Origin of the sequence: Thalassospira profundimaris, from assembly GCF_003326675.1 — a bacterium.
GTDB lineage: Bacteria > Pseudomonadota > Alphaproteobacteria > Rhodospirillales > Thalassospiraceae > Thalassospira > Thalassospira aquimaris.
This window is the reverse complement of record NZ_JPWF01000002.1, coordinates 283,285-305,129: the sequence shown is the minus strand read 5'-3', so window position 1 is coordinate 305,129 and position 21,845 is coordinate 283,285. Positions and strand designations below refer to the sequence as shown.

Below are 21,845 nucleotides of genomic sequence, written 5' to 3'. Positions count from 1 at the left end.
GCACCCACTTTAGGCTAGTCAAATATACTTTACTCGACGTTTGTATGGGAGCCAACACTCCTATATCTGAGTCGAATCAACCCGGAAGTTGTTCGAAACGCAAGTTTGATTTTGTTTTCCTGATAAATATTTAGTTGTGACCAGCTACCCCATCTATTTTGGAGCGAAGTATTTAAGCTTCAAGCAGTTGTCGGCAATTGGCCGAAAATTTCACTATTTTGGAACAGCCATTCGGGCCAGTTCATCACAACGTTCGTTTTCAGGGTGGCCAGCATGGCCTTTGACCCAATGCCATTCGACTTTATGCGGGCGTAATGCATCAAGCATTCTTTGCCACAGTTCGACATTCTTCACCGGCTTCTTGTCCGCGGTTTTCCAGCCACGTTTCTGCCAGCCGAAAATCCATTTCGTAATGCCGTCACGGACATAGCTGCTATCGGTATAGATATCGACGACGCACGGCCGTTTAAGGGCCTCCAGCGCACTGATGGCGGCCATCATTTCCATACGGTTGTTGGTGGTTTCAGGATCACCACCCGACAATTCCTTTTCGACACCCTTAAAGCGCAGGATTGCGCCCCAGCCACCGGGTCCGGGATTGCCGCTGCATGCGCCGTCGGTGTAAATCTCGACGTGGTTATCGCCGCTGCCTTGTGAAGTCATCGATGGGTATCCTTAATCAAGTCCGTAAGCAGCAGCACTTTCGACCCGCTGATGGAAGCGCAGTTTATTGATATACTCGCGCGGGTTCTTCGGCGTTACCAAGGCGTCCTTGGGAGTGTTTACCCAATCATAAAGGCGGGTCAGCAAGAAGCGCAGGCTGGCCCCGCGGGCCAAAATCGGCAATGCGGCAATTTCGGCATCGGTCAATGACCGCACCTTGCCATATTGCGATAACAGGTGCTTGGCCTTGGTAACGTTAAAGCTGTTATCAGGTTCAAAACACCATGCATTCATGCAGATCGCGATGTCATAGCAAAGCAGATCATTGCACGCGAAATAGAAGTCAATCAGTCCAGATACGTCTTCCTTGCCCGGGAAGAAAAATACATTGTCCGGGAACAGGTCGGCGTGAATGACGCCCTTGGGCAGATCATGGGGCCAGTGCGCTTCAAGATAGGCGATCTCGTCGCCAATCATTTTGCCAAGACCCGGTTCAACATCATCGGCATGTTCCCGGCAACTTTCGACCAGTCCGCGCCATCCCTTAACGCTCAGTGCGTTGGGAAGATACATTTCGAAATCAAGACCAGCAGTGTGCAGCTTGGCCAAGGCGATACCCAGGCCTGCGCAATGATGGGGCAGGATGCGGCGTGGTGACATGCCTTGCAGGAAGGATGTGATCGCCGCCGGGCGACCGCACAGGCGACGCAATGCAACCCCATCGGTTCCGTGGATCGGGGTCGGGCAATTAAGCCCCTTGGCCGAAAGATGATCCATCAGACCCAGATAAAAGGGCAGGTCATCCGGGTTCACGCGCTTTTCATACAGGGTAAGGATAAATGGCGCCTCGGTCGTTTGAAGCAGGAAGTTGGTGTTTTCGACACCCTCTGCAATGCCTTTGAACGACACCACATCGCCAATATCATATTCGGCAACAAAACGGGCGATGTCTTCGTCTGAAACGTCGGTATAGACGGCCATTGGATCTATCGTGGTCCTGATCTGAAAGGTAAAGATTTAAAAGGTCTTAGCTTGCAAGCTGACGCGGCAGTTTGAAGGTCACATTTTCTTCGGTCAGTGTGATGGTCTCTACCGTAACGTCGTAACGTTCGCGGCAGGCATCAATGACTTCTTCGACCAGAACTTCCGGGGCTGACGCACCAGCAGTGATGCCAAGGGTTTCGATCCCTTCAAGCTTGGTCCAGTCAATGTCACGGGCGCGTTCAACTAGAACCGAACGTGTGCATCCTTCGCGTTTGGCAACTTCGACCAGACGGTTGGAGTTTGACGAGTTCGGCGCACCGAGTACCAGAATCGCATCAGCCTTCTCGGCGATCATTTTGACCGCATGCTGGCGATTGGTGGTCGCATAGCAAATGTCTTCTTTCTTCGGCACCGAAATGGACGGGAAACGGCGCTGAAGGATTTCGATGATTTTGGCCGTGTCATCCAGCGAAAGCGTGGTTTGTGTCACGAAGGCGAGGTTTTCCGGATTGGTAACCTCAAGCTTTTCGGCGTCTTCCTCGGTCTCGATCAGGGTCATGCTGCCCGGTGGCAACTGGCCCATTGTGCCGATGACTTCCGGGTGACCGGCATGACCGATCAACAGGATATGCTTGCCATCGGCAAAGTGGCGTTCGGCACCGCGATGCACCTTGGAAACCAGCGGGCAGGTCGCATCAAGATATTCAAGCTTGCGGGTTTCGGCGGCTTCCGGCACGGATTTCGGAACGCCATGGGCCGAAAAGATCACCGGCACACCATCTGGAACCGCATCAAGTTCGTCGACAAATACCGCACCCATGTCGCGCAGACGGTCGACCACAAATTTGTTGTGGACGATTTCGTGGCGGACATAAACCGGCGCACCATATTTTTCGAGCGCCTTTTCGACGATCTCAATCGCACGGTCGACCCCGGCGCAAAAGCCGCGCGGGTTGGCAAGAACGATCCGAAGATTGGCTTTGTCTGACATGATACAGGTCCGGTTTCCAAAATGAGCCAGGGCATCGCCCAGCGCAGTTATTCAAGCGTTCTCGTTACATAACCTGCCTGATCTTGCGGCGCAATGACTCTGCATGGATTGACTAGGGCTGATACGCGATGATTTTGCGGTTCTGATTTGGCGATGATCGCCGAAGCGGGTTGTATGCAGGGCAGTGACAGCATAGACTGCGCGCGGGCCGTGCGACACACGCACAGGTCATAAAACAGATGGTTTGATAGAGGCTTGGATGACGATCGGTAACGGACTGCGGCGCGTTTGTGCATTGGGTATGGTCTCGGTTGGTGGATTGCTGAGTGCATGTGGTGGCAACATGTTTGAAGAACCGGCTGTTCCGACCTGCCCGGCGGCCTATCTGCCAAAAGACACCGCAACCCTTGTTCAGTTCAGCGGTGCTGGCAAAGATCTGACCGATGTAATCGTCGAAGCCGAGTTTGAAGGTTATCTTGGCGATTGCGGATATGATCTTGATGACAAGACGCTTGATGTCATCATCAGCCCGATCATCAAGGCCGAACTTGGCCCGGCGGCACAAAGCCGCACGACGGCCTTCCAGTATTTTGTCGCACTGCGCGATCCGTCCGGAAAGTTTGTTCAGAAATCGGTGTTTGATGTGACGCTTCCGTTCGCAGACAACCTTAATATGGCGCGTTTTCGTGACGAGCAGGTCACGCTTTCGGTGCCGCTTGATGACGTCTGGACCGGCCCGGATTACGAGATTTACCTTGGTTTCCAGTTGAATGCGGATCAGCTGGAATATAATCGTCGTACCGGCGTGAAATAACGCCACCGGTTGAAAATCCCGGTATGACGAATGCCTGAATTTTGGGGCTGGTCGACCGGGATTGAAATACGTATAAGGACGCATACCCAAGTGATCCCCGTGGGAGAGTGCCACGGTCCATATCGGATTGCGCGGACGCCGAAGGAGCAACCACCCCGGAAACTCTCAGGCAAACGGACCGCGGGGAGATGGGACTCTGGAAAGCAGGCGGCATCAATTTGATTTGCCGGTGACCGCCTCGCCGAAGATGTAAGCAGACCGTCACGACAAGTCGGCTGTGATTCTTTCAGGCTCCAAGACAGAGGGGGAATGTGGTTGGCCATTGGTCGGCTATGTTTCGCAACGACTGTCCGGGAGAGCTTGATGGCCGATCATCAGACCGAACTGCTTAAAACAGCCCTTTATGACCTCCATATCGAGCTTGGCGCAAAAATGGTGCCGTTTGCCGGATATGATATGCCGGTGCAATACCCCCTTGGTGTCAAGGGCGAGCACCTTCACACCCGTGCCAAAGCGGGTTTGTTTGATGTGTCCCATATGGGGCAGGTCCGCCTGACCGGTGAAAACCGTGTCGCCGAGCTGGAAAAGCTTGTGCCAGGCGATATCGCGATCCTGAAACAGGGCCGCACCCGTTATTCCACCTTCACCCAGGACGATGGCACGATCCTTGACGATCTGATGATCACCAATGCCGGTGACAGCCTGTTTCTGGTGATCAATGCGGCCTGCAAGGATGATGATATCGTCCATATGCGCGCCAATCTTGGCGACGGCGTTTCCCTTGAAGAAATCGATGACCGCGCGCTTATGGCGCTTCAGGGACCCGAGGCTGCCAATGTTCTGGCCCGCTTTGCCCCGGCTGTTGCCGATCTGAAATTCATGAGCTTTGCCGAGATTGATATTGCCGGCATCGCCTGCTTTGTCACCCGTTCGGGCTATACCGGCGAAGACGGCTATGAAATTTCTGTGCCCAATGACCGTGCCGAAGAACTTGCGCGCAAATTGCTGGCGGAGGAAGAGGTCGAGGCCATTGGCCTTGGTGCCCGTGACTCGCTGCGTCTGGAAGCCGGTCTTTGCCTTTATGGCAATGATATCGGCACCACCACGACCCCGGTTGAAGGCGATCTGAACTGGATCATCAACAAGCGCCGTCGTGAAGAGGGCGGTTTCAAGGGCGCGGATGTGATCCTTGATCAGCTTGCAAATGGTGCGGATCGCAAACGCGTTGGCATCCAGCCCGAAGGCAAGGCACCTGCCCGCGAACACACCCAGATTCTGAACAGCGACGGCGAAGAAATCGGCGAAATTACCAGTGGTGGTTTCGGCCCGACGGTCGATGGTCCGATTGCAATGGGCTATGTGGCAATTGAATTTTCCGAACCGGGCACCAAGGTCGATCTTATGGTGCGTGGCAAAGCCCGCCCGGCAGAGGTGGTTGCGCTTCCGTTCGCACCGCATCGTTATTTCCGCGGTTAATCGCCGCAATTCTTGAGAATGTGCGGCATTGCCGCCCGGTAGACATACGATCAACAGGGACAAATAAAATGGCTAAGAAATTCTCGCAGGAACATGAATGGATCGAACTCGAAGACGGTATCGCAACTGTTGGCATCACCGATTACGCACAGCAGTCGCTGGGCGATATCGTTTATGTCGAGCTTCCTGAAGTTGGCAAAAAACTGACCAAGGACGGCGATGCAGCCGTTGTTGAATCGGTCAAGGCCGCAAGCGATGTCTATGCCCCGCTTGATGGTGAAATCGTTGAAGTGAACGAAGAACTTGATGCAAATCCGGCACTGGTGAACGAAGCACCGGAAACCGATGGCTGGTTCTTCAAAATGTCGCTGACTGATGAATCCCAGCTCGACGAGCTGATGGATGAAGCAGCCTATAAAGACTTCGTCGAAGGTCTGTAATATGCGTTATCTTCCCCTAACCCGCGCTGATCGCGCCGCGATGCTTGAAACCATCGGGGCGTCATCGGTCGAAGAACTTTATTGCGATGTGCCCGATGGTGCGTTGCTTGATGCGCCGGTCGATCTGCCAAGCCACCTTGGCGAAATGCAGGTTGAACGCGACATGCAGGCGCTTGCGGCCAAAAACATCGGCGCATCAAGTGTGCCGAGCTTCCTGGGTGCAGGTGCCTATCGTCACCATGTTCCTGCAACGGTTGATTATGTCATCCAGCGCGGTGAATTCCTGACCGCCTATACGCCTTATCAGCCGGAAATCGCACAGGGTACCTTGCAGTATCTGTTCGAATTCCAGACCCAGGTGGCATCGATCACCGGCATGGATGTGGCAAACGCATCGATGTGGGATGGCGCGACTTCCTGTGCCGAGGCTGTTCTGATGGCCTGCCGTGCGACCCGTCGTAAAAAGGCCGTTCTGTCGGGTGGTCTGCATCCGCATTACCGCGAAGTTACGGAAACCTATTGCCAGTACAGCGATACCGAAGTTGCCGGTCGCGATGGCAATCCGGAACAGCAGGCAACCGTCGAAGAACTTGGCGAACTGATTGATGATCAGACCGCCTGCGTGGTTGTTCAGTATCCGGACGTCTTTGGCCGTATTCAGGACCACACCCGTCTGGCAGATCTTTGCCATGCCAAGGGCGCACTTCTTGTCGTTGTCTTTACCGAGGCGGTTGCATTCGGTGCGATCAAGTCGCCGGGCAGCTTTGGTGCAGACATCGTTTGCGGCGAAGGTCAGTCGATTGGTAATGCGCTGAACTATGGCGGACCTTATGTCGGTCTGTTCGCCACCACGCAGAAACTGGTTCGTCAGATGCCGGGTCGTCTTTGCGGTGAAACGGTTGACCAGGACGGCAAGCGTGGCTTTGTTCTGACCCTTTCGACCCGTGAACAGCACATCCGCCGTGAAAAGGCGACCTCGAACATCTGCACCAACTCTGGTCTGTGTTCGCTGGCCTTTACAGTGCATATGAGCCTGCTTGGCGAAGATGGTTATCGTCGTCTGGCAACGCTGAACCATGAAAATGCCTGCAAGGCAGCAGACGCAATTGATGCGGTTCCGGGTGCTTCGGTAGTCAATGACAGCTTCTTTAACGAGTTCACTGTCAAGCTGACCAAACCGGCCGCCGAAGTGGTCGAGGCGCTGGTTGCCGAGGGTGTTCTGGGTGGTGTGCCGCTGTCGCGTCTGTATCCGAACCGTTCGGATCTGGACAACTACCTTTTGGTCGCGGTTACCGAAACCAACACCGACGAAGATATCGCAGCCCTTGCGGCCGCATTGAAGGAGGCGCTGGCATGACGTTCGCAACCCATACCGGCAACCGTGGACTTGTTCTGGAAGAAAAGCTGATCTTTGAACAAGGTCAGCCGGACCGTACCGGTGTCGACCTTCCGGAACCCAAAGGAACCAAGTCGCGTCTTGGTGGTCTTGACCGCGAAAGTGACGTCGGTCTTCCGGGCCTGTCCGAGCCACAGGTGGTTCGCCACTTCACACGCCTTTCGCAGAAGAACTTCGGCATTGATTCCGGCTTCTTCCCGCTGGGTTCCTGCACCATGAAGCATAACCCGCGTCTGAACGAAAAAGTCGCGCGTTTGCCCGGTCTTGCCGATTTGCACCCGATGCAGCCGGAAAGCACTGTTCAGGGTGCCCTGGAACTGATCGACACCTGTGCGCACTGGCTGCTGGTTTTGACCGGTATGCCTGCCGTTTCCATGTCACCGGCGGCCGGTGCACAGGGTGAACTGTGCGGCATGATGGCGATCCGTGCGGCACTTGATGCACGTGGTGAAAATCGCCGTCGTGTTCTGGTGCCGGAATCTGCACACGGCACCAACCCGGCAACGGCTGCTGCTTGCGGCTTTACTGTGGATTCGATCCCGGCAACCGAGGATGGCCGTGTTGATCTGGCCGCATTCGAAGCCAAGCTTGGCGACGATGTCGCGGGTATCATGCTGACCAACCCGAATACCTGTGGTCTGTTTGAACGTGATGTTCGCAAGATTGCCGATCTGGTGCATGCCGCAGGCGGTTACTTCTATTGCGATGGTGCAAACTTCAACGCCATTGTTGGTCGTGTTCGCCCGGCCGATCTTGGCATTGATGCGATGCATATCAACCTGCACAAGACCTTCTCTACCCCGCATGGCGGCGGTGGACCGGGTTCCGGGCCGGTTGTGTTCTCCGAGGCATTGGCACCCTATGCGCCGATCCCATATGTCGTACGTAACGAAAACGGCTTCCATCTGGTTGAAACCGCAGACGAAAATGACGGCATGAAGCCGTTTGGCCGTCTGAAAGGTTTCCACGGTCAGATGGGCATGTTCATCCGTGCTTTGACCTATATGAAGAGTCACGGTGCTGATGGTCTGCGTCAGGCATCCGGTGATGCGGTTCTGAATGCGAACTATCTTCTCGCACGTCTCAAGGAAAAGCTCAGCGTGGCTTTCCCTGGCTATTGCATGCACGAAGCCCTGTTTGATGACAGCTTCCTGAAAGATACCGGTGTTTCGACACTTGATCTTGCCAAGGCGATCATCGACGAAGGTTTCCATCCGATGACCATGTATTTCCCGCTGGTCGTTCATGGGGCATTGCTGATCGAACCGACCGAGACCGAAACCAAGGAATCGATCGATCAGTTCTGTGACGCTGTTTTGTCACTTGTGGCAAAGGCCGAGTCGGGCGATGCGGAGTTCTTCAAGAACGCACCATACCTGACGCCGCGTCGTCGTCTTGATGAAACGGCAGCGGCACGTAAGCCTGTTTTGCGCTGGCAGCCGGAAACGGCTTGATACGCAACGCTACTACATGTTTGAAAACACCCCGGTCCATGGCCGGGGTGTTCTTTTTCAAGGACTTGTACTTGAAACCCATTGGACTTGTTGCAATCTGCACCTTTATACTTGTTCGAAAGGTAATGAACGACACCGTTAAACGGTGCGTTTGGGGATTTGGTGAACGGGCCTTGCCCGTTCTGGAGGTTTGAAGTCAATCATGTCTCGTCGTGTTCAGAAGGTGTTTACTGCCGAACGTCGGTTAAAAGAGCGGACAGGTGGGGTCGTAGAAGATTGGTCGGATTCATTCTTTGATCCGTCGCTGGAAAGTGGAATGGGTGCAGGTGCAGCCATGCCTTCTTCTTTGCCATCCCCAGGTGCGGTGGCCGAGCCATCGGGTTTGACGCAGGCTGTACTCGATGAAATTCGCGCCTTGCGCGGTGAAGTTTCGCAATTGCGCGAAGCAGTGGCATCCGGTGCAACAATCAATAGCGACGCCGTTATGGCGGCACCGGTTGCCTCGAACGATGCACCGATTGATGAATTACCTGAGCCGGTTTCAAGCACCTTTACACATAGCAACCGGCCCGGTGCATCCGAACCCGACCGTGACGATCTGGAACTGATTCGTACCCAGATCGAAGAAATGAACGAGCACATCCACAAGGCCAAAATCCAGATCGCATCGCTGCGCCACCCAAAGGCGCGGGACGACCGGTTGGTCAGTGCTGCTTCCGAGCTTGACGCCATCGTCAAGGATACCGAGATGGCAACACATACCATTCTGGAATCAGCCGAGCAGATTGACGATCTGGCGATGACGCTTAAAAACTCGGCGCCGAGTGATTTTGTTGCCGATCACGTTGAACAGATTGCGTTTATCGTAACGAAAATCTTTGAATCCTGTAACTTCCAGGACATTACCGGGCAGCGCATTAACAAGGTTGTCCGCACACTCGAATTCGTTGAAGAGCGCGTTCACAACATGATCCTGATCTGGGGCGAAGACGCATTTGCCGATCTTCCGATGCCCGAAGGTGCAGATAAAGAAGTCATTGAGGATGCTGATCTATTGAATGGTCCGCAACTCGAAGGCGAGGGTATCAGCCAGGACGACATCGACAAATTGTTCGATTAAGGATGAAAACCTTGTTTTTCCTCCCATATTTAAGGTAACAGACTAACCCTATCCTTCCGAAGAAGGAGGAATTGGCGATTTACTGACTTTTGATGTCAACTAATCGTTTACATATGTTGGGGTAGTTTTTTACCTATAAGAATAATAAGCGTTGTTGGGATGCGTGTAACATACGGTTGCACGCGTTTTAGCGTGCTTGGAGGTTGCAATGGGATTTTGGTCTCTTGGTGGTATCCGTCAGCCCAAGGCGCAGGATATCAAATGGCGTAAGAGTCCGCGTGGGGATTACTATCGTCTGTTCATGCTTGATGATATCAGAGATCTCGGCTTGAACGGTGTCGGTGGTGTTTATCTGCTTTGGCATGGCGGTTTGAAACCGTCCTGGTTGGTTGCAGGCGCAACCGAGGATCTTGGACACAGTTTCCAGGAACTCGCACGTGACCCGGACATTCGCGAATATGACGGCCGCGGCGGTGTTTTCATGAGCTGGTCACCGATCAAAGGGACCTTCCGTGAAGGTGTTGTGCATTTCATTGCAAAACACACCAATCCGACATTCGAATGCGATTATGACAGCAATGAAGAACCGATTCCGGTCCTGCTGCCGCGCTAAGAATTAAGTGATGGCCTAAACAAGAAAAGCTCCGCAGGTGCCTGCGGAGCTTTCTGTGCTTGTAGGTCTGTTCCCCAAGCCGGATCAGAGTTTCGCAAGTACCGCTTCGGCGCTGGAAACTTCAAATACGCCCGGTTCTTCAACAGCAAGATGGGTGACTTTGCCGTCATCAACAATCATGGCAAAGCGATTGGCGCGTTTGCCAAGACCACGACCGGTCAGATCCAGTTCCAAACCGGTTGCGTCAACGAATGAAAGATCGCCATCCGAAAGCATGGTGATGTTGTCGGCTTTTTCACTTACCGACCATGCCTGAAGCACGAAGGCATCGTTGGATGCCAGGCAGGCAATTTCATCAACGCCTTTGGCCTTGATTTCATCAGCTTTGGCAACAAAACCCGGCAAATGCTTGGCAGAGCAGGTCGGGGTATAGGCACCCGGAACAGCAAACAGAACAACTTTGCGGCCTGCGAAAAATTCTTTGGCATTGACGGCTTCCGGGCCGTCGCTGGTCGCGCGGAACAGGGTAACGTCCGGGATCTCATTGCCGACTGTGATGGTCATGGGTATCTCCGTGTGAATGCGCAATCCCGTTGATTGCGCGAAGGATGACTTGGTGGTGAATCAAACTACAAATTCACCAGACATTCAATGCTATGAAGCAGAGTTTTTAAGAACTTGAATTCTGGGCCGTTTGAGGCTGTTCAAATTGCTGCTCATTGATGTGTGGTTACGGATTGCGATCGGCAAGGCTTCTGATCTTGTTGCCGCTGGCTGATTGCAGGGCATCAAGCACCATGTCTTTGCGCAAAAGCTCCGAAAGCAGGATGCCTTCAGGTGCGCTTGGACCAAACACTGCATTGAACGGGATGCCAAATCGCCCATAGGACGCCAGATAATCGGCGATCTTCTGGTCAGGGCGGGTCCAGTCGGCCTGCATCAGGACAATGTCATCACCGCCAAGCACATCAATAACGTCCGCTGTTTCAAGAACCAGCTTCTTGTTGACCTGGCAGGTGACGCACCATTCGGCTGTGACATCAACCAGAACCGTTTTGCCGCTTGCGACAAGGGCCGGGATGGTTTCCGGGGCGAAAGCCTGCCATTCAAGCTGTCCTGACCCTTTTGCCATGCCTGCCGATGCTGGCGGCTTGGTAAAGCCCGGTGCAAACAGCGCGACCATGAAGCCGGTCAGCGCAAGGGCGGTAAAGGTAAAGCGCGGACGCAGGTTGGTGCTACGGGACCGGGCCCAGACAAAGATGCACCCGATAACAAGGCCAAGGCCAACCGCAATGGCACCGTTAAGGCCAACCTGAACCGACAGGATACCCAACAGCCAGATCGCCGTTGCAATCAGTGCCAGCCCAAGAATGACCTTCACCACATTCATCCAGCGTCCCGGCTTAGGCAGCAGATGTGCGACGCGGGGCTGAATGGCAATCGCCAGATAGGGCAGGGCAAGACCAATACCAAGCAAGGTAAAGATCAGGAAGATATCCGCGATACTCCCGGCCAGTGCAAACCCGATGGCGGTGCCAAGGAACGGTGCAGAACACGGAGTGGCAAGCAAGGTGGCAAACATGCCGGTCAGGAAATGACTGCTCAGGTGGTGACCACGGTTTTCCTGATCCGTAATCGCGTCATTGGCCGCATTACCCAGTTCGTTCGGACCTGTGATTTCAAACAGTCCCCACATATTCAGGGCAAACAGCGCCAGAATGATGGTCATGACGGTCAGGAACAATGGTTGCTGGAACTGAATGCCCCAGCCGATAGATCCGCCCGCCAGCTTGATGCCAACCAGTACGGCGGCGATCAGCCAGAAGGACGTGATAATGCCTGCTGCACTGGCAAGGAAGCCGTATCTGACCTGCATGATATCCTGTTCGCGGACATTGATCACGGACATGACCTTGATCGACAGCACCGGCAATACGCAGGGCATCACATTCAGGATCAGCCCGCCAAGCAAGGCAAAGACCGCGATCAACCAAATACTGGTGCTGGCCTGCGATGGTGACGCGGGGGGCGCTGTTGTGGTCCCGCTTTGGGGGAAGGTTGCGCCGACAACAACAGGTTGTTCGACGGACAAAGCCCCGGCTATTACCGTGATGGTAAGCGGTTGCTGATCAAGGGTTTGGTCGTTCGCCAGTCCGAAAACAGCAAGGTCAAAATACTGTATGTCTTCCGCACTATTTCCCGCTGCCGTGCCGGGCTTCGGACTGCCAAAGCCGGCACGCAGGGTACTTTCGATCAGGATGTCGTCAATGCTGACACCGGCACTTGCCAGACCTTTGATACCCAGATGCAAGATCGGCTGGCCGCCGCTTTCATCAAGTACAAGGCTGGTCATAGATACCGGAAGATCATCGCCCGTCAGAGGAACCCGCGAGACGAACTTTTCAATCTGGTGGGCCTGATTACTGATGATCGAGGTGCTTGCGCCATCAGTTCCGGTTGCCGATGTCGGGATATCAAGTGTGAAGCTGGCGCTTGAAGGGATGCAAATGTCACTGCACACCAGATAGTCAACATTCAGATCAACAAAGACTGGCTTGTCGGGATCGGGAATGGCGACATCAATCGGCAGAATGATATGATTCTTGTAGCCGAATGTTTCGAGACCAAAGATCGAAAAACGGTGCGGAGCAGGCCAAAGAATTTCTGCATCGCCGACATTTTGTGATCCGGCCCAGTCAAGCTGCGGCGGGAAACCGGCATCCCCGGCACTGCGCCAGTAAATTTTCCAGTCGGGCTGCAATTCAAATTCAAGACCAAGGCGCAGGGTATCTGAACCGTTGATATGTGTCTGGGCACCGATCAGACGTACTGACGCGAAGTCTTCATCAACCCATTTCGACACCATGTCCGAGGCGGCATTGGCCACGCCTGTTGCGCCAAGGGACAGGGCCAGAAAGATTATCAATAATGAAAAACGAATGATCAGGTGGCGTAGCACGTCTTGGTCCTTGAATAGCCGATATTTGACAGACGAATTCTGGGTCATGCATGTGGCGCAATCTGGGCAAATGACCATAGAAGAAGGCGTAGTCCGGTCTGCTGATCAAATCAAGCCACGACTATGTGACCGGTTTATCAGTTGGCGTCATTGCTTTGGCTCAATTTCGCGGTTTGTCGACATCTTTGGATGGTAGAAAAGTTCGGCTAAATGTTGGCGGTGGTGGAACCTAATCCCCACATCTGGAATAGAGAGAAGTGGTGCAAACGGTGGATGTTTTGTCACTGTTTCCGGGGTTCTTGATGGTAATCAACCGATAATCGCGCTAGGCTTTGTGAAACAGGATAGAAAGAGTTGCGAGATGGCTGAGCGTAGTAAAGACACAGGCGAATATCTGGGCGGCAAGTTACTGGTGGCAATGCCGGGCATGCGTGATCCGCGCTTTTCGCAAAGTGTTGTCTATATCTGCGCCCACAATCAGGACGGGGCGATGGGGTTGGTCATCAATCGCGTGATCGACAGCATCACCTTCCCGGAATTGCTAGAGCAGCTTGGCATCGCGCGTCCGGCACCAACCATCGAAGATATTCAGGTTCATTTTGGCGGCCCGGTCGAAAGCAGCCGTGGATTTGTCCTGCATTCCACCGATTTCTCAAACGAGGCGACCCTGCATGTCGATCCGGGTGTTTCGGTGACGGCGACGGTTGATATCCTTGAACAGATTGCCTTGGGCGAGGGACCAAAAAGCCGCATCCTCGCACTGGGTTATGCCGGATGGCGTAGTGGCCAGCTTGAAAGTGAAATTCTTGCCAATGGCTGGCTGCATGTCGATGCGGACCCGGATCTTCTGTTTGATGTTGATTGCGAAGATAAATGGGAACAGGCGTTTTCCAAACTGGGCTTTGCTCCTGAATTGCTGTCGGGCGAAGCTGGTCACGCTTGAGGCCGGGTTATCCACGTGAATGCCAAAGAAAAAGCCTGCCGATGTGGCAGGCTTTTGTCGTTTGACGTGACAGGGCGTCACATCAATCAAACAGAGCATCAATCTCGGCTTGCGAGAAGATCTGGTCCACTTCGTCCTGACTGACGCGCTGTGCGTTCTGTGGTGCCTTGGTGACAGTTTTATCTAGGTTGTCGAGCCCTTTGGGATCAGGCGGCAGATCAAAGTCGGCAAAGTCATCATCACCCCAGATTTCGATCACGCGGTTCACGCGTTCCTCGATATATTTCATGGTGTTGACAACCTTGGTGATGCGCTGACCTGTCAGGTCCTGGAAGTTACAGGACTCAAAGACCTTCACCACAAGTTCAACGATATCGTCGGCCAGGCCCTGTGTGTATTCATCGGGTGCGGCAGAGCGGATATTGTGGGCAACCGAATCAATCTTTTCAACGGTTTCGAGGATGTTTGCTGTGGCGTCTTCGGTTGCGGCCACGACAGAATCAAGTTCGCCTTTGACGATATTGATGCGGGTGCCGCTATTGTCTTCCGGTGCCGTGTAAAGGGCTGCGATTTCGCGTTTGGTTTCCTGAATCGAATGTGCCAGTGCACGAATTTCGGTTTTCAGAAGGCGCAGTTCCTTGCGGGCATCTTCCTGCTCATCATCATTGGACTGATTGTTCAGCTTTTTCTGTTCTTCAATCATGATGCGGATGTCGGACAAAAGCTCAAGCTTGAGGTCCTCGATCGCAGTATGAAGCTTGGACAAATCTGCCCCGCCAGCGCCCTGTCCTTCGGTTGGCATTTCCGTCGGAAAGGCGACCATATCGGTCATATTTTCAAGTTTATTGAGGAGCCGCATCTCGGCGGTAAAGAGTCTTTTGCTACCTTGACGAGCCATTCGCGAACCTCTGTTATTGTCAGTCGGCATCCGGGCCAAAATGTTGCATGGCGGCCACCCCACGTGGATGTCTGGATGCATACGTTTGGGTAGAATAGTCCCCCAAGTCAATCTAGCCAACCAATTTCATTTTACTGATATGCGACAAATTGCCTGTATTTCAAGGTGTCAGAGCATAGTTTCAGCGCGATATCCGTAATTGTCCGTACTTCTTGCACGCGTGCGAATCGCGTTCGTAAACAAATGCTTACCGAATATTCGCCCTTCGAAAGAGCCTTTTGGCAAAACGCCAATAAGACGTAGCGGTACGAGGTGCCGAAACGTGTCGTGACACGGTGCGAAAATCGGGCACGCAATTTATCCATTGGTTGAAGAGATTCCAAAGTCTCTTTCCGATTATATTGCAAAGCAATAAATCTGGAATGCGTCGAAATCTCGCTCCGGGAATGGCTGTTTTTCTATCTAAGGGTGGGTATTTTCGAATGTTTTCAGTGAAACCACAGCGATAATTTGAAACTTTATCAAATACATTTTTTGTGCATTGCAGCGAGGTTTTTTCTGGAATAGGTGCCGAAGATACGCTATTTGCCTGCCTTACAGATGTACTTTCGGGTGCAGGCTTATTAAGAATAAGATATGTCAGAGGAAATGCTCTGGCCCGTTCTGTGCTTAATCTTTGGTTGAGACGTGATAATGTCCTTGAGAGGGGCCGTCATCGGATCAATCATCGGGATCGGGGCGGAGAAAATTGAGGCATATCGCCTTGAGATGTAATGCGAGGGGGCAGATTCGCATGTCGATCAAGAAGCTATTTCCCATCTTTCTGTTGGGATTGGCGGTAATCGTCGGGTTTGATGCTTCGGCACTTGCTGCTGTTGGTCAACCCGCGCCGTGGCAGCTTGGGCTGCAAAAGCCGGTTTCTCCTGTGGCCGTTGAAGGCCATGATTTCTTTATTTTGCTGACGTGGTTGATGACGATCATTACCGTGATCGTTCTGTTGCTGCTGCTGTATGTGCTTTTCCGCTTCAGCGCCAAGCGCAATCCGGTGCCGTCGAAAACAACTCACCACACCCTTCTGGAAGTGGTCTGGACTGTTGTTCCGGTGCTTATTCTTCTTGTCATCGCGATCCCGTCGTTCCGTCTGCTGTATTTTGCAGACCGTGTCGAGGATGCCGACCTTACGCTCAAGATCATCGGCAAACAGTGGTATTGGACATACGAGTATCCCGATAACGGCAACTTCACGTTTGATTCCCTCATGATCGATGAGGACACGGCTGTTGCCGAAGGCAAGAACCGCCTTCTGGATGTTGATAACCCGGTTGTTCTGCCTGTTGATCAGAATATCCGTCTGATCATGACGTCTGATGACGTGATCCATAACTGGGCCATGCCGTCTCTCTTCATCAAACTTGATGCCGTACCGGGCCGTCTGAATGAAACCTGGACCCGCATTCCGGGTGAATATGCCGGTACGACGCTCTATGGGCAGTGTTCGGAGCTGTGTGGTGTGAACCATGCCTATATGCCGATCGCAGTCAAAGCTGTTACCATGGAAGAATACAAAGCCTGGGTAGCCAAGGCTCAAGAACAGTTCGCATCTGCTGACTTGCCGTCATCGGTATCAGTGGCATCGGCAGAGTGAGGGAGAGATTGATGGCTCACGCTGACACACATGATCACGATCATACCCCCGGTTTCTTTACCCGTTGGTTCCTGTCAACCAACCATAAGGATATCGGGACTCTTTATCTTATTTTCTCAGTGATCGCCGGTTTGATCGGTGGCGCGTTCTCGGTCTGGTTCCGTATGGAACTGGCGCATCCGGGAACCCAGATCATTGAAGATCACCAGTTCTTCAACGTGCTTGTGACCGCACACGGCATGATCATGGTGTTCTTTGTTGTCATGCCCGCCATGATTGGTGGTTTTGGCAACTGGTTCGTTCCGATCATGATCGGCGCGCCGGACATGGCGTTCCCGCGTTTGAACAACATTTCGTTCTGGCTGATCGTTCCGGCCTTCCTGCTGCTGATGCTGTCTGCCGTTGTTGGCAGCGGTGCCGGTACGGGCTGGACCGTTTATCCGCCGCTTTCGAGCGTGATTGGCCATCCGGATGCATCGGTCGATATGGCGATCTTTGCCCTGCACCTTGCCGGTGCCAGCTCGATCCTTGGTGCGGTGAACTTTATCACCACCATCTTTAACATGCGCGCGCCGGGCATGACCCTGCACAAGATGCCGCTGTTTGCATGGGCAATGCTGGTAACGGCCTTCCTGCTGCTTCTGGCTGTGCCGGTTCTTGGTGGCGCAATCACTATGCTTCTGACCGACCGTAACTTTGGCACGGACTTCTTCAATCCGGCCGGTGGCGGTGACCCGATCCTGTATCAGCATCTGTTCTGGTTCTTCGGGCATCCGGAAGTTTACATCATGATCCTGCCGGGCTTCGGCATCATCAGCCACATCATTTCGACCTTCTCGCGCAAGCCGGTCTTTGGTTATCTCGGCATGGCCTACGCGATGGTTGCGATCGGTGTTGTCGGCTTTATCGTGTGGGCGCACCACATGTATACGGTCGGCATGGATGTTGACACCCGTGCCTATTTCACCGCGGCAACGATGGTGATTGCGGTGCCGACAGGCGTCAAAATCTTCTCGTGGATTGCGACCATGTGGGGTGGTTCCATTACCCTACGTGCTCCGATGCTTTGGGCTATCGGCTTTATCTTCCTGTTCACTGTGGGCGGTGTGACAGGTGTGATCTTGGCGAACTCGGGCATGGATCTGCCGCTGCATGACACCTACTTCGTTGTGGCGCACTTCCACTATGTTCTGTCACTTGGTGCCGTCTTCTCGATCTTTGCGGGCTTCTATTACTGGTTCAGCAAAATGTCGGGTTACGAGATTTCTGATCTTGGTGCGAAGATCCACTTCTGGCTCTTCTTTATCGGCGTCAACCTGACCTTCTTCCCGCAACACTTCCTGGGTCTGGCCGGTATGCCACGTCGTTATGCCGACTACCCGGATGCGTTTGCAGGCTGGAACCTTGTATCGTCTTATGGTGCCTATATTTCCTTTGCCGCGACGATCTTCTTCCTCGGTGTGGTGGCGCATGCCTTCATCCGTGGCAAGAAAGCCGAAGCAAATCCGTATGGCGAAGGCGCAGATACCCTGGAATGGACCGTCAGCTCTCCGCCGCCGTTCCATACCTTTGACGAACTGCCGCGTATCAAGTAAGTGACACTGGTTTAAGTCCCCCGCATACCCTATTTGCGGGGGACGCCTTTCCGCCCCAAGAAGAGAAGACCAGAGTTCCATGACCAAGCAGGTTGCTAACCAGACCATTGCGCTTGAAAACGCAGCTCAGCTGCCGATTTCCGAGGTGCGCGACTATATCGCGTTGCTCAAACCCGGTGTGATGACCCTTGTGGTTTTCACCGGTGCTGTTGGTCTGTTGATTGCCCCGGGATCGATCCATCCGTTTCTGGGACTCGTGGCAATCGCCTGTATCGCTGTCGCCAGTGGCGCGGCTGCGTCAATTAACATGTGGTATGATCGCGATATCGATATCCACATGAAACGCACCCAGAACCGGCCCATCCCGGCGGGGCGCGTACCGGCAGACGAAGCCCTTTCACTGGGCATTGCTTTGTCGATCGTTTCGGTGACCGTTATGGCGGTTGCCATCAATTTTGCGGCTGCGGCTTTGCTGGCGGTGTCGATTGCGTTCTACGTTTTCGTTTACACCATGTGGCTTAAACGCAGCACACCACAAAATATCGTCATTGGCGGTGCCGCCGGGGCCTTCCCCCCGATGATCGGCTGGGCGTCGGTGACCGGCGGGATCGACCTTAATTCGATTGCGCTGTTTATGATTATCTTTATGTGGACACCGCCGCATTTCTGGGCTTTGGCCCTGTTCCGCTGCGGTGACTACGCCAAGGTCGGGGTGCCGATGATGCCGGTAGTGGCCGGTGAAGCGGCAACCAAAAAGCAGATGCTGATCTATACCATTCTGCTTTTGCCGGTAACCTTTGTGCCGGTCGCGACCGGGTTGCTGGGAGTTTTTTATGGTGTGACGGCAGGCCTGACCGGGCTTCTGTTCTTGCGCCATGCGATCCGCGTGTTGCGCGATGCTGAAGAACGCGCGCCGCACAAGATGTTTGGATATTCCATCCTGTATCTGTTTGTCCTGTTCGGGGCGATGGTTGCGGATGTTTGGCTGGTTGGATTTATGGCATGAGCGAACAGGCACAGGACAACAAGGCCGAGCTTGAGGCGTATCTTGCCAAGCGCAAAAAGAAGAATCTGGTGTTCCTGATCATCCTTGGTGGTCTGGCGACACTGTTCTTTGCGATTACGATTTTGAAGATGAGCTAGGAAACCGGGCACGATGACCGATCAGAAGCCGATTGATAAAACAAAGGCGCAGAACAGGAAGATCCTGTTTAGCTGCGTGTTTGTTGTCGGCGCGATGGTCGGTCTGGCTTATGCGTCGGTGCCGCTTTACAAGCTGTTTTGTCAGGTGACCGGGTTTGGTGGAACAACCCAGGTCGCGACCGAGGCACCTGTTGCGGTTTCCGAAAGAACCATCAAGGTCCGGTTCAACGCGGATGTAAACTCGGGCCTGCAATGGCAATTTAAACCCGAACAGCGCGAAATCACCGTTCATCTTGGCGAAGACAATCTGGCCTATTACGTGGCCGAAAACATGTCTGTCAAACCGGTCACGGGGCAGGCGGTTTACAATGTTACACCACTTAAGGCAGGGCAATATTTCAACAAGATCGCGTGTTTCTGTTTTGACGAGCAAACCCTTGAACCGGGACAGCGCGTCGACATGCCGGTCAGTTTCTATGTTGATCCTGCCATTGCAGAAGACATCAATACCCAAGACGTGAAGACAATTACCCTGTCCTATACCTTCTTCAAGGCAGATGCCACGGTTGAAGCACCAGGCGGGGAAGAAGATCAGGGAGGCTGACGGAACGCTTATCGGCGGACTGTATGTCTCAGTTTAACAAAGCGACTTGAATTTCTTTTGTAAGGATTGAGGGGGGCAAGGAATGAGTGATCATGCTCAGAAACATCCGTTCCACCTGGTAGACCCAAGCCCGTGGCCGCTTGTCGCGGCAGCATCGGCTGGTCTGTTTACTGGTGGCATGGTCATGTTCATGCATTCGGATCGCGCACCGGCAGATTTCTGGCTGGCGGCGATCGGGATTGCAGGCATCCTGTTTGTGATGTTCCGTTGGTGGAGCAACGTAATCAGCGAGTCAAAGATTTACCATAACAAGGTCGTTCAGATCGGCCTGCGCTATGGCATGTCACTGTTCATCGCATCCGAAGTGATGTTCTTTGTCGCCTTCTTCTGGGCATTCTTCCACAATGCCTTTGTGATCTTCAGCCCGGGCGTAACCGAATGGCCGCCAGCAGGTGTCGAAGTTCTTGATCCGTGGGATTTGCCGTTCCTGAACACTCTTATCTTGCTGCTGTCGGGCTGCACCCTTACCTGGGCGCATCATGGCTGCATCGAAGGCAAGAAAAAGGACATGGTCCAGGGGCTGGCAATCACCGTGGCGCTTGGCGTGATCTTCCTGTGCCTGCAGGCATATGAATATAGCCACGCTGCGTTTGGCTTTGCTGACAACATCTATTCTTCGACCTTCTACATGGCGACCGGTTTCCACGGCTTCCACGTATTTGTCGGAACGGTGTTCCTGGCCGTCTGCCTTATGCGCGCGATCAAGGGTGGCTTCAAACCTGATCACCACTTCGGTCTGGAAGCAGCAGCCTGGTACTGGCACTTCGTTGACGTGGTCTGGCTGTTCCTGTTCTTTGCAGTCTATATCTGGGGCGGCGAATAAGCCGCTCTGACCCGAAAGGCCGGGTCCAAGATCATGGATGATTATTATCCAAACATTTCCCCCATTCGTACCGGGCTGGCATGCAAATGCCCCCGCTGCGGTGGGGGAAAGCTGTTTTCCGGCTATTTGACCGTGCGCGAGAAATGTGACGTGTGTGGTTTGGATATGCGCGGTCACGATGCCGGTGACGGGCCTGCTGTTTTCATTATCTTTATCCTCGGGTTTCTGGTCGTTCCCGTGGCGCTTTGGGTCGAAATGCGCTATATGCCGCCTTTGTGGTTGCATGCGCTTTTGTGGGGCCCGGTGATTGTTGGTGTGACACTGGCCTTGCTTAGGCCGTTAAAAGGTCTCATGGTGGCGCTGCAATATCGTCATAGATCGACATCCCAACAGGACTGATTTCAGTTAATGTCTTTACTTAAAACGCGCCCTAGTCTGGCGATGAAAATTTGCGTCGGGTTGTCTTTGATCATCCTGCTGGGGCTTGGATCCTGGCAGGTCGACAGACTGTTCTGGAAACAGGGCCTGATTGAACAGCGTCAGGCACAGTCGCATATGCCGCCGATTGCGGTTCCGATTGATACGGTTGTCGAACCCGAAATGGCATTTCGCGCCGCCTTTGCCGAGGGGCGTTACCTGAACGATCAGGAAAAATACCTGATGGCGCGCACCCAGCGCGGCAATATCGGTTTCCAGCTGATCACCCCGCTTGAACAAAAAGATGGCCGGATCATTCTGATCAATCGTGGCTGGGTTCCGGCAGAAAACCGTGATCCGAAAACGCGCCCGCAAAGCCAGATCGATGGACAGGTCCACGTGACCGGCGTTCTGCGTTTGCCCAAAACCAAACATTGGGCGCAGCCGGAAAATGATCCTCTGGCAAATCAGTGGTTCTATGTCGATGTCGATCACATGGCCGAAGATACGGGTGCCGATCTGGCAAGCCGGTATTATCTGGAACTTGATGACACACCGGTTGCGGGCGGGTTGCCGATGGGCGGGCAGGCAAAGGTTGAGTTGCCAAATAACCACCTTGAATATGCGATCACCTGGTACAGCCTTGCCTTGTCGTTGATTGTGATTTTCGTCCTGTATCATCGTCGCCCGAATGATGACAAAAAAGACGCAGACACAAACAGCAAGGCCGCATAACCCGTGTGGCCCTGCTGCCCCGATGGGGCGTAGTTTTCCTGTCTTGATCCGTCTAGCCGAATGACCAGAACG

General features: G+C 53.6%; 22 protein-coding genes and 2 riboswitches. Of the genes, 16 read left to right on the top strand and 6 right to left on the bottom strand.

Annotation, left to right across the window (positions count from 1 at the left end):
* Positions 1-213: 213 nt before the first annotated feature.
* From rnhA to ispH, 3 genes are read right to left on the bottom strand one after another with little or no spacing between them, the layout of a single operon-like run.
* The gene (gene rnhA, locus TH19_RS04050; protein ID WP_114101048.1) at positions 214-663 is read right to left on the bottom strand and encodes a ribonuclease HI; all 450 of its coding nucleotides are present in this window, start codon (positions 661-663) and stop codon (positions 214-216) included.
* 12 nt (positions 664-675) lie between these two features.
* Complete coding sequence (locus TH19_RS04045; protein ID WP_114101047.1) at positions 676-1,644, bottom strand: homoserine kinase; 969 nt, start codon at positions 1,642-1,644, stop codon at positions 676-678.
* 46 nt (positions 1,645-1,690) lie between these two features.
* Positions 1,691-2,638 carry a 4-hydroxy-3-methylbut-2-enyl diphosphate reductase gene (gene ispH, locus TH19_RS04040; protein ID WP_114101046.1) on the bottom strand — a complete coding sequence of 316 codons (948 nt, stop codon included), beginning with the start codon at positions 2,636-2,638 and terminating at the stop codon, positions 1,691-1,693.
* A 259-nt stretch (positions 2,639-2,897) separates the two neighbouring features.
* Here ispH and TH19_RS04035 point away from each other — a divergent pair, with 259 nt between their 5' ends.
* The 7 genes from TH19_RS04035 (at position 2,898) to TH19_RS04005 (ending at position 9,951) form a co-directional block, all read left to right on the top strand.
* Positions 2,898-3,452, top strand: a complete 555-nt coding sequence (locus tag TH19_RS04035; RefSeq protein ID WP_114101045.1) for a hypothetical protein — start codon at positions 2,898-2,900, stop codon at positions 3,450-3,452.
* A gap of 90 nt (positions 3,453-3,542) precedes the next feature.
* Positions 3,543-3,643, top strand: a riboswitch (glycine riboswitch).
* A gap of 3 nt (positions 3,644-3,646) precedes the next feature.
* A riboswitch (glycine riboswitch) is annotated at positions 3,647-3,756 on the top strand.
* 59 nt (positions 3,757-3,815) lie between these two features.
* Positions 3,816-4,928, top strand: coding sequence for a glycine cleavage system aminomethyltransferase GcvT (gene gcvT, locus TH19_RS04030; protein WP_114101044.1), 1,113 nt, complete (start codon positions 3,816-3,818; stop codon positions 4,926-4,928).
* Positions 4,929-4,996: 68 nt separating this feature from the next.
* Entirely contained in the window at positions 4,997-5,368 is a 372-nt protein-coding gene (gcvH, locus tag TH19_RS04025) for a glycine cleavage system protein GcvH (protein WP_114101043.1), read from the top strand.
* A gap of 1 nt (position 5,369) precedes the next feature.
* Positions 5,370-6,725 carry an aminomethyl-transferring glycine dehydrogenase subunit GcvPA gene (gcvPA, locus tag TH19_RS04020; RefSeq protein WP_114101042.1) on the top strand — a complete coding sequence of 452 codons (1,356 nt, stop codon included), beginning with the start codon at positions 5,370-5,372 and terminating at the stop codon, positions 6,723-6,725.
* Positions 6,722-8,218: an aminomethyl-transferring glycine dehydrogenase subunit GcvPB gene (gene gcvPB, locus TH19_RS04015; protein ID WP_114101041.1), complete on the top strand. Its 1,497-nt coding sequence runs from the start codon at positions 6,722-6,724 to the stop codon at positions 8,216-8,218. Before gcvPA ends, gcvPB begins: the two co-directional genes overlap by 4 nt.
* A gap of 202 nt (positions 8,219-8,420) precedes the next feature.
* Entirely contained in the window at positions 8,421-9,338 is a 918-nt protein-coding gene (locus TH19_RS04010) for a protein phosphatase CheZ (protein WP_114101226.1), read from the top strand.
* 208 nt (positions 9,339-9,546) lie between these two features.
* Entirely contained in the window at positions 9,547-9,951 is a 405-nt protein-coding gene (locus tag TH19_RS04005; RefSeq protein WP_258547818.1) for a hypothetical protein, read from the top strand.
* 84 nt (positions 9,952-10,035) lie between these two features.
* Here the strand turns inward: TH19_RS04005 and TH19_RS04000 are convergent, their stop codons facing one another.
* The gene (locus tag TH19_RS04000) at positions 10,036-10,515 is read right to left on the bottom strand and encodes a peroxiredoxin (RefSeq protein ID WP_114101040.1); all 480 of its coding nucleotides are present in this window, start codon (positions 10,513-10,515) and stop codon (positions 10,036-10,038) included.
* A 166-nt stretch (positions 10,516-10,681) separates the two neighbouring features.
* Positions 10,682-12,910, bottom strand: a complete 2,229-nt coding sequence (locus TH19_RS03995; protein WP_114101224.1) for a protein-disulfide reductase DsbD family protein — start codon at positions 12,908-12,910, stop codon at positions 10,682-10,684.
* Positions 12,911-13,271: 361 nt separating this feature from the next.
* Here TH19_RS03995 and TH19_RS03990 point away from each other — a divergent pair, with 361 nt between their 5' ends.
* The gene (locus TH19_RS03990; RefSeq protein ID WP_114101039.1) at positions 13,272-13,853 is read left to right on the top strand and encodes a YqgE/AlgH family protein; all 582 of its coding nucleotides are present in this window, start codon (positions 13,272-13,274) and stop codon (positions 13,851-13,853) included.
* An 82-nt stretch (positions 13,854-13,935) separates the two neighbouring features.
* Here the strand turns inward: TH19_RS03990 and TH19_RS03985 are convergent, their stop codons facing one another.
* Entirely contained in the window at positions 13,936-14,751 is an 816-nt protein-coding gene (locus tag TH19_RS03985; RefSeq protein ID WP_258547817.1) for a hypothetical protein, read from the bottom strand.
* A 793-nt stretch (positions 14,752-15,544) separates the two neighbouring features.
* Here TH19_RS03985 and coxB point away from each other — a divergent pair.
* The 8 genes from coxB to TH19_RS03950 all read left to right on the top strand — a co-directional run bounded on the left by coxB (position 15,545) and on the right by TH19_RS03950 (position 21,773).
* The gene (gene coxB, locus TH19_RS03980; RefSeq protein ID WP_114101037.1) at positions 15,545-16,396 is read left to right on the top strand and encodes a cytochrome c oxidase subunit II; all 852 of its coding nucleotides are present in this window, start codon (positions 15,545-15,547) and stop codon (positions 16,394-16,396) included.
* Between the two features lie 11 nt (positions 16,397-16,407).
* On the top strand, positions 16,408-17,991 hold the full coding sequence (ctaD, locus tag TH19_RS03975) for a cytochrome c oxidase subunit I (RefSeq protein WP_114101036.1): 1,584 nt from the start codon (positions 16,408-16,410) through the stop codon (positions 17,989-17,991).
* A 79-nt stretch (positions 17,992-18,070) separates the two neighbouring features.
* Positions 18,071-18,997 (top strand): heme o synthase, encoded by a 927-nt coding sequence (gene cyoE, locus TH19_RS03970; RefSeq protein WP_181846303.1) that lies wholly within the window; start codon positions 18,071-18,073, stop codon positions 18,995-18,997.
* Positions 18,994-19,134: a hypothetical protein gene (locus TH19_RS22460; RefSeq protein WP_181846302.1), complete on the top strand. Its 141-nt coding sequence runs from the start codon at positions 18,994-18,996 to the stop codon at positions 19,132-19,134. The genes cyoE and TH19_RS22460 overlap by 4 nt, the downstream gene beginning before the upstream one ends.
* A 13-nt stretch (positions 19,135-19,147) precedes the next feature.
* A complete protein-coding gene (locus TH19_RS03965; protein WP_114101035.1) occupies positions 19,148-19,738 on the top strand; it encodes a cytochrome c oxidase assembly protein in 591 nt (196 codons plus the stop codon).
* Between the two features lie 82 nt (positions 19,739-19,820).
* Positions 19,821-20,621, top strand: coding sequence for a cytochrome c oxidase subunit 3 (locus TH19_RS03960; protein ID WP_114101034.1), 801 nt, complete (start codon positions 19,821-19,823; stop codon positions 20,619-20,621).
* A gap of 33 nt (positions 20,622-20,654) precedes the next feature.
* Positions 20,655-21,020 carry a DUF983 domain-containing protein gene (locus TH19_RS03955; RefSeq protein ID WP_114101033.1) on the top strand — a complete coding sequence of 122 codons (366 nt, stop codon included), beginning with the start codon at positions 20,655-20,657 and terminating at the stop codon, positions 21,018-21,020.
* 9 nt (positions 21,021-21,029) lie between these two features.
* Positions 21,030-21,773 carry an SURF1 family protein gene (locus TH19_RS03950; protein WP_114101032.1) on the top strand — a complete coding sequence of 248 codons (744 nt, stop codon included), beginning with the start codon at positions 21,030-21,032 and terminating at the stop codon, positions 21,771-21,773.
* The last annotated feature ends 72 nt before the right edge of the window (positions 21,774-21,845 follow it).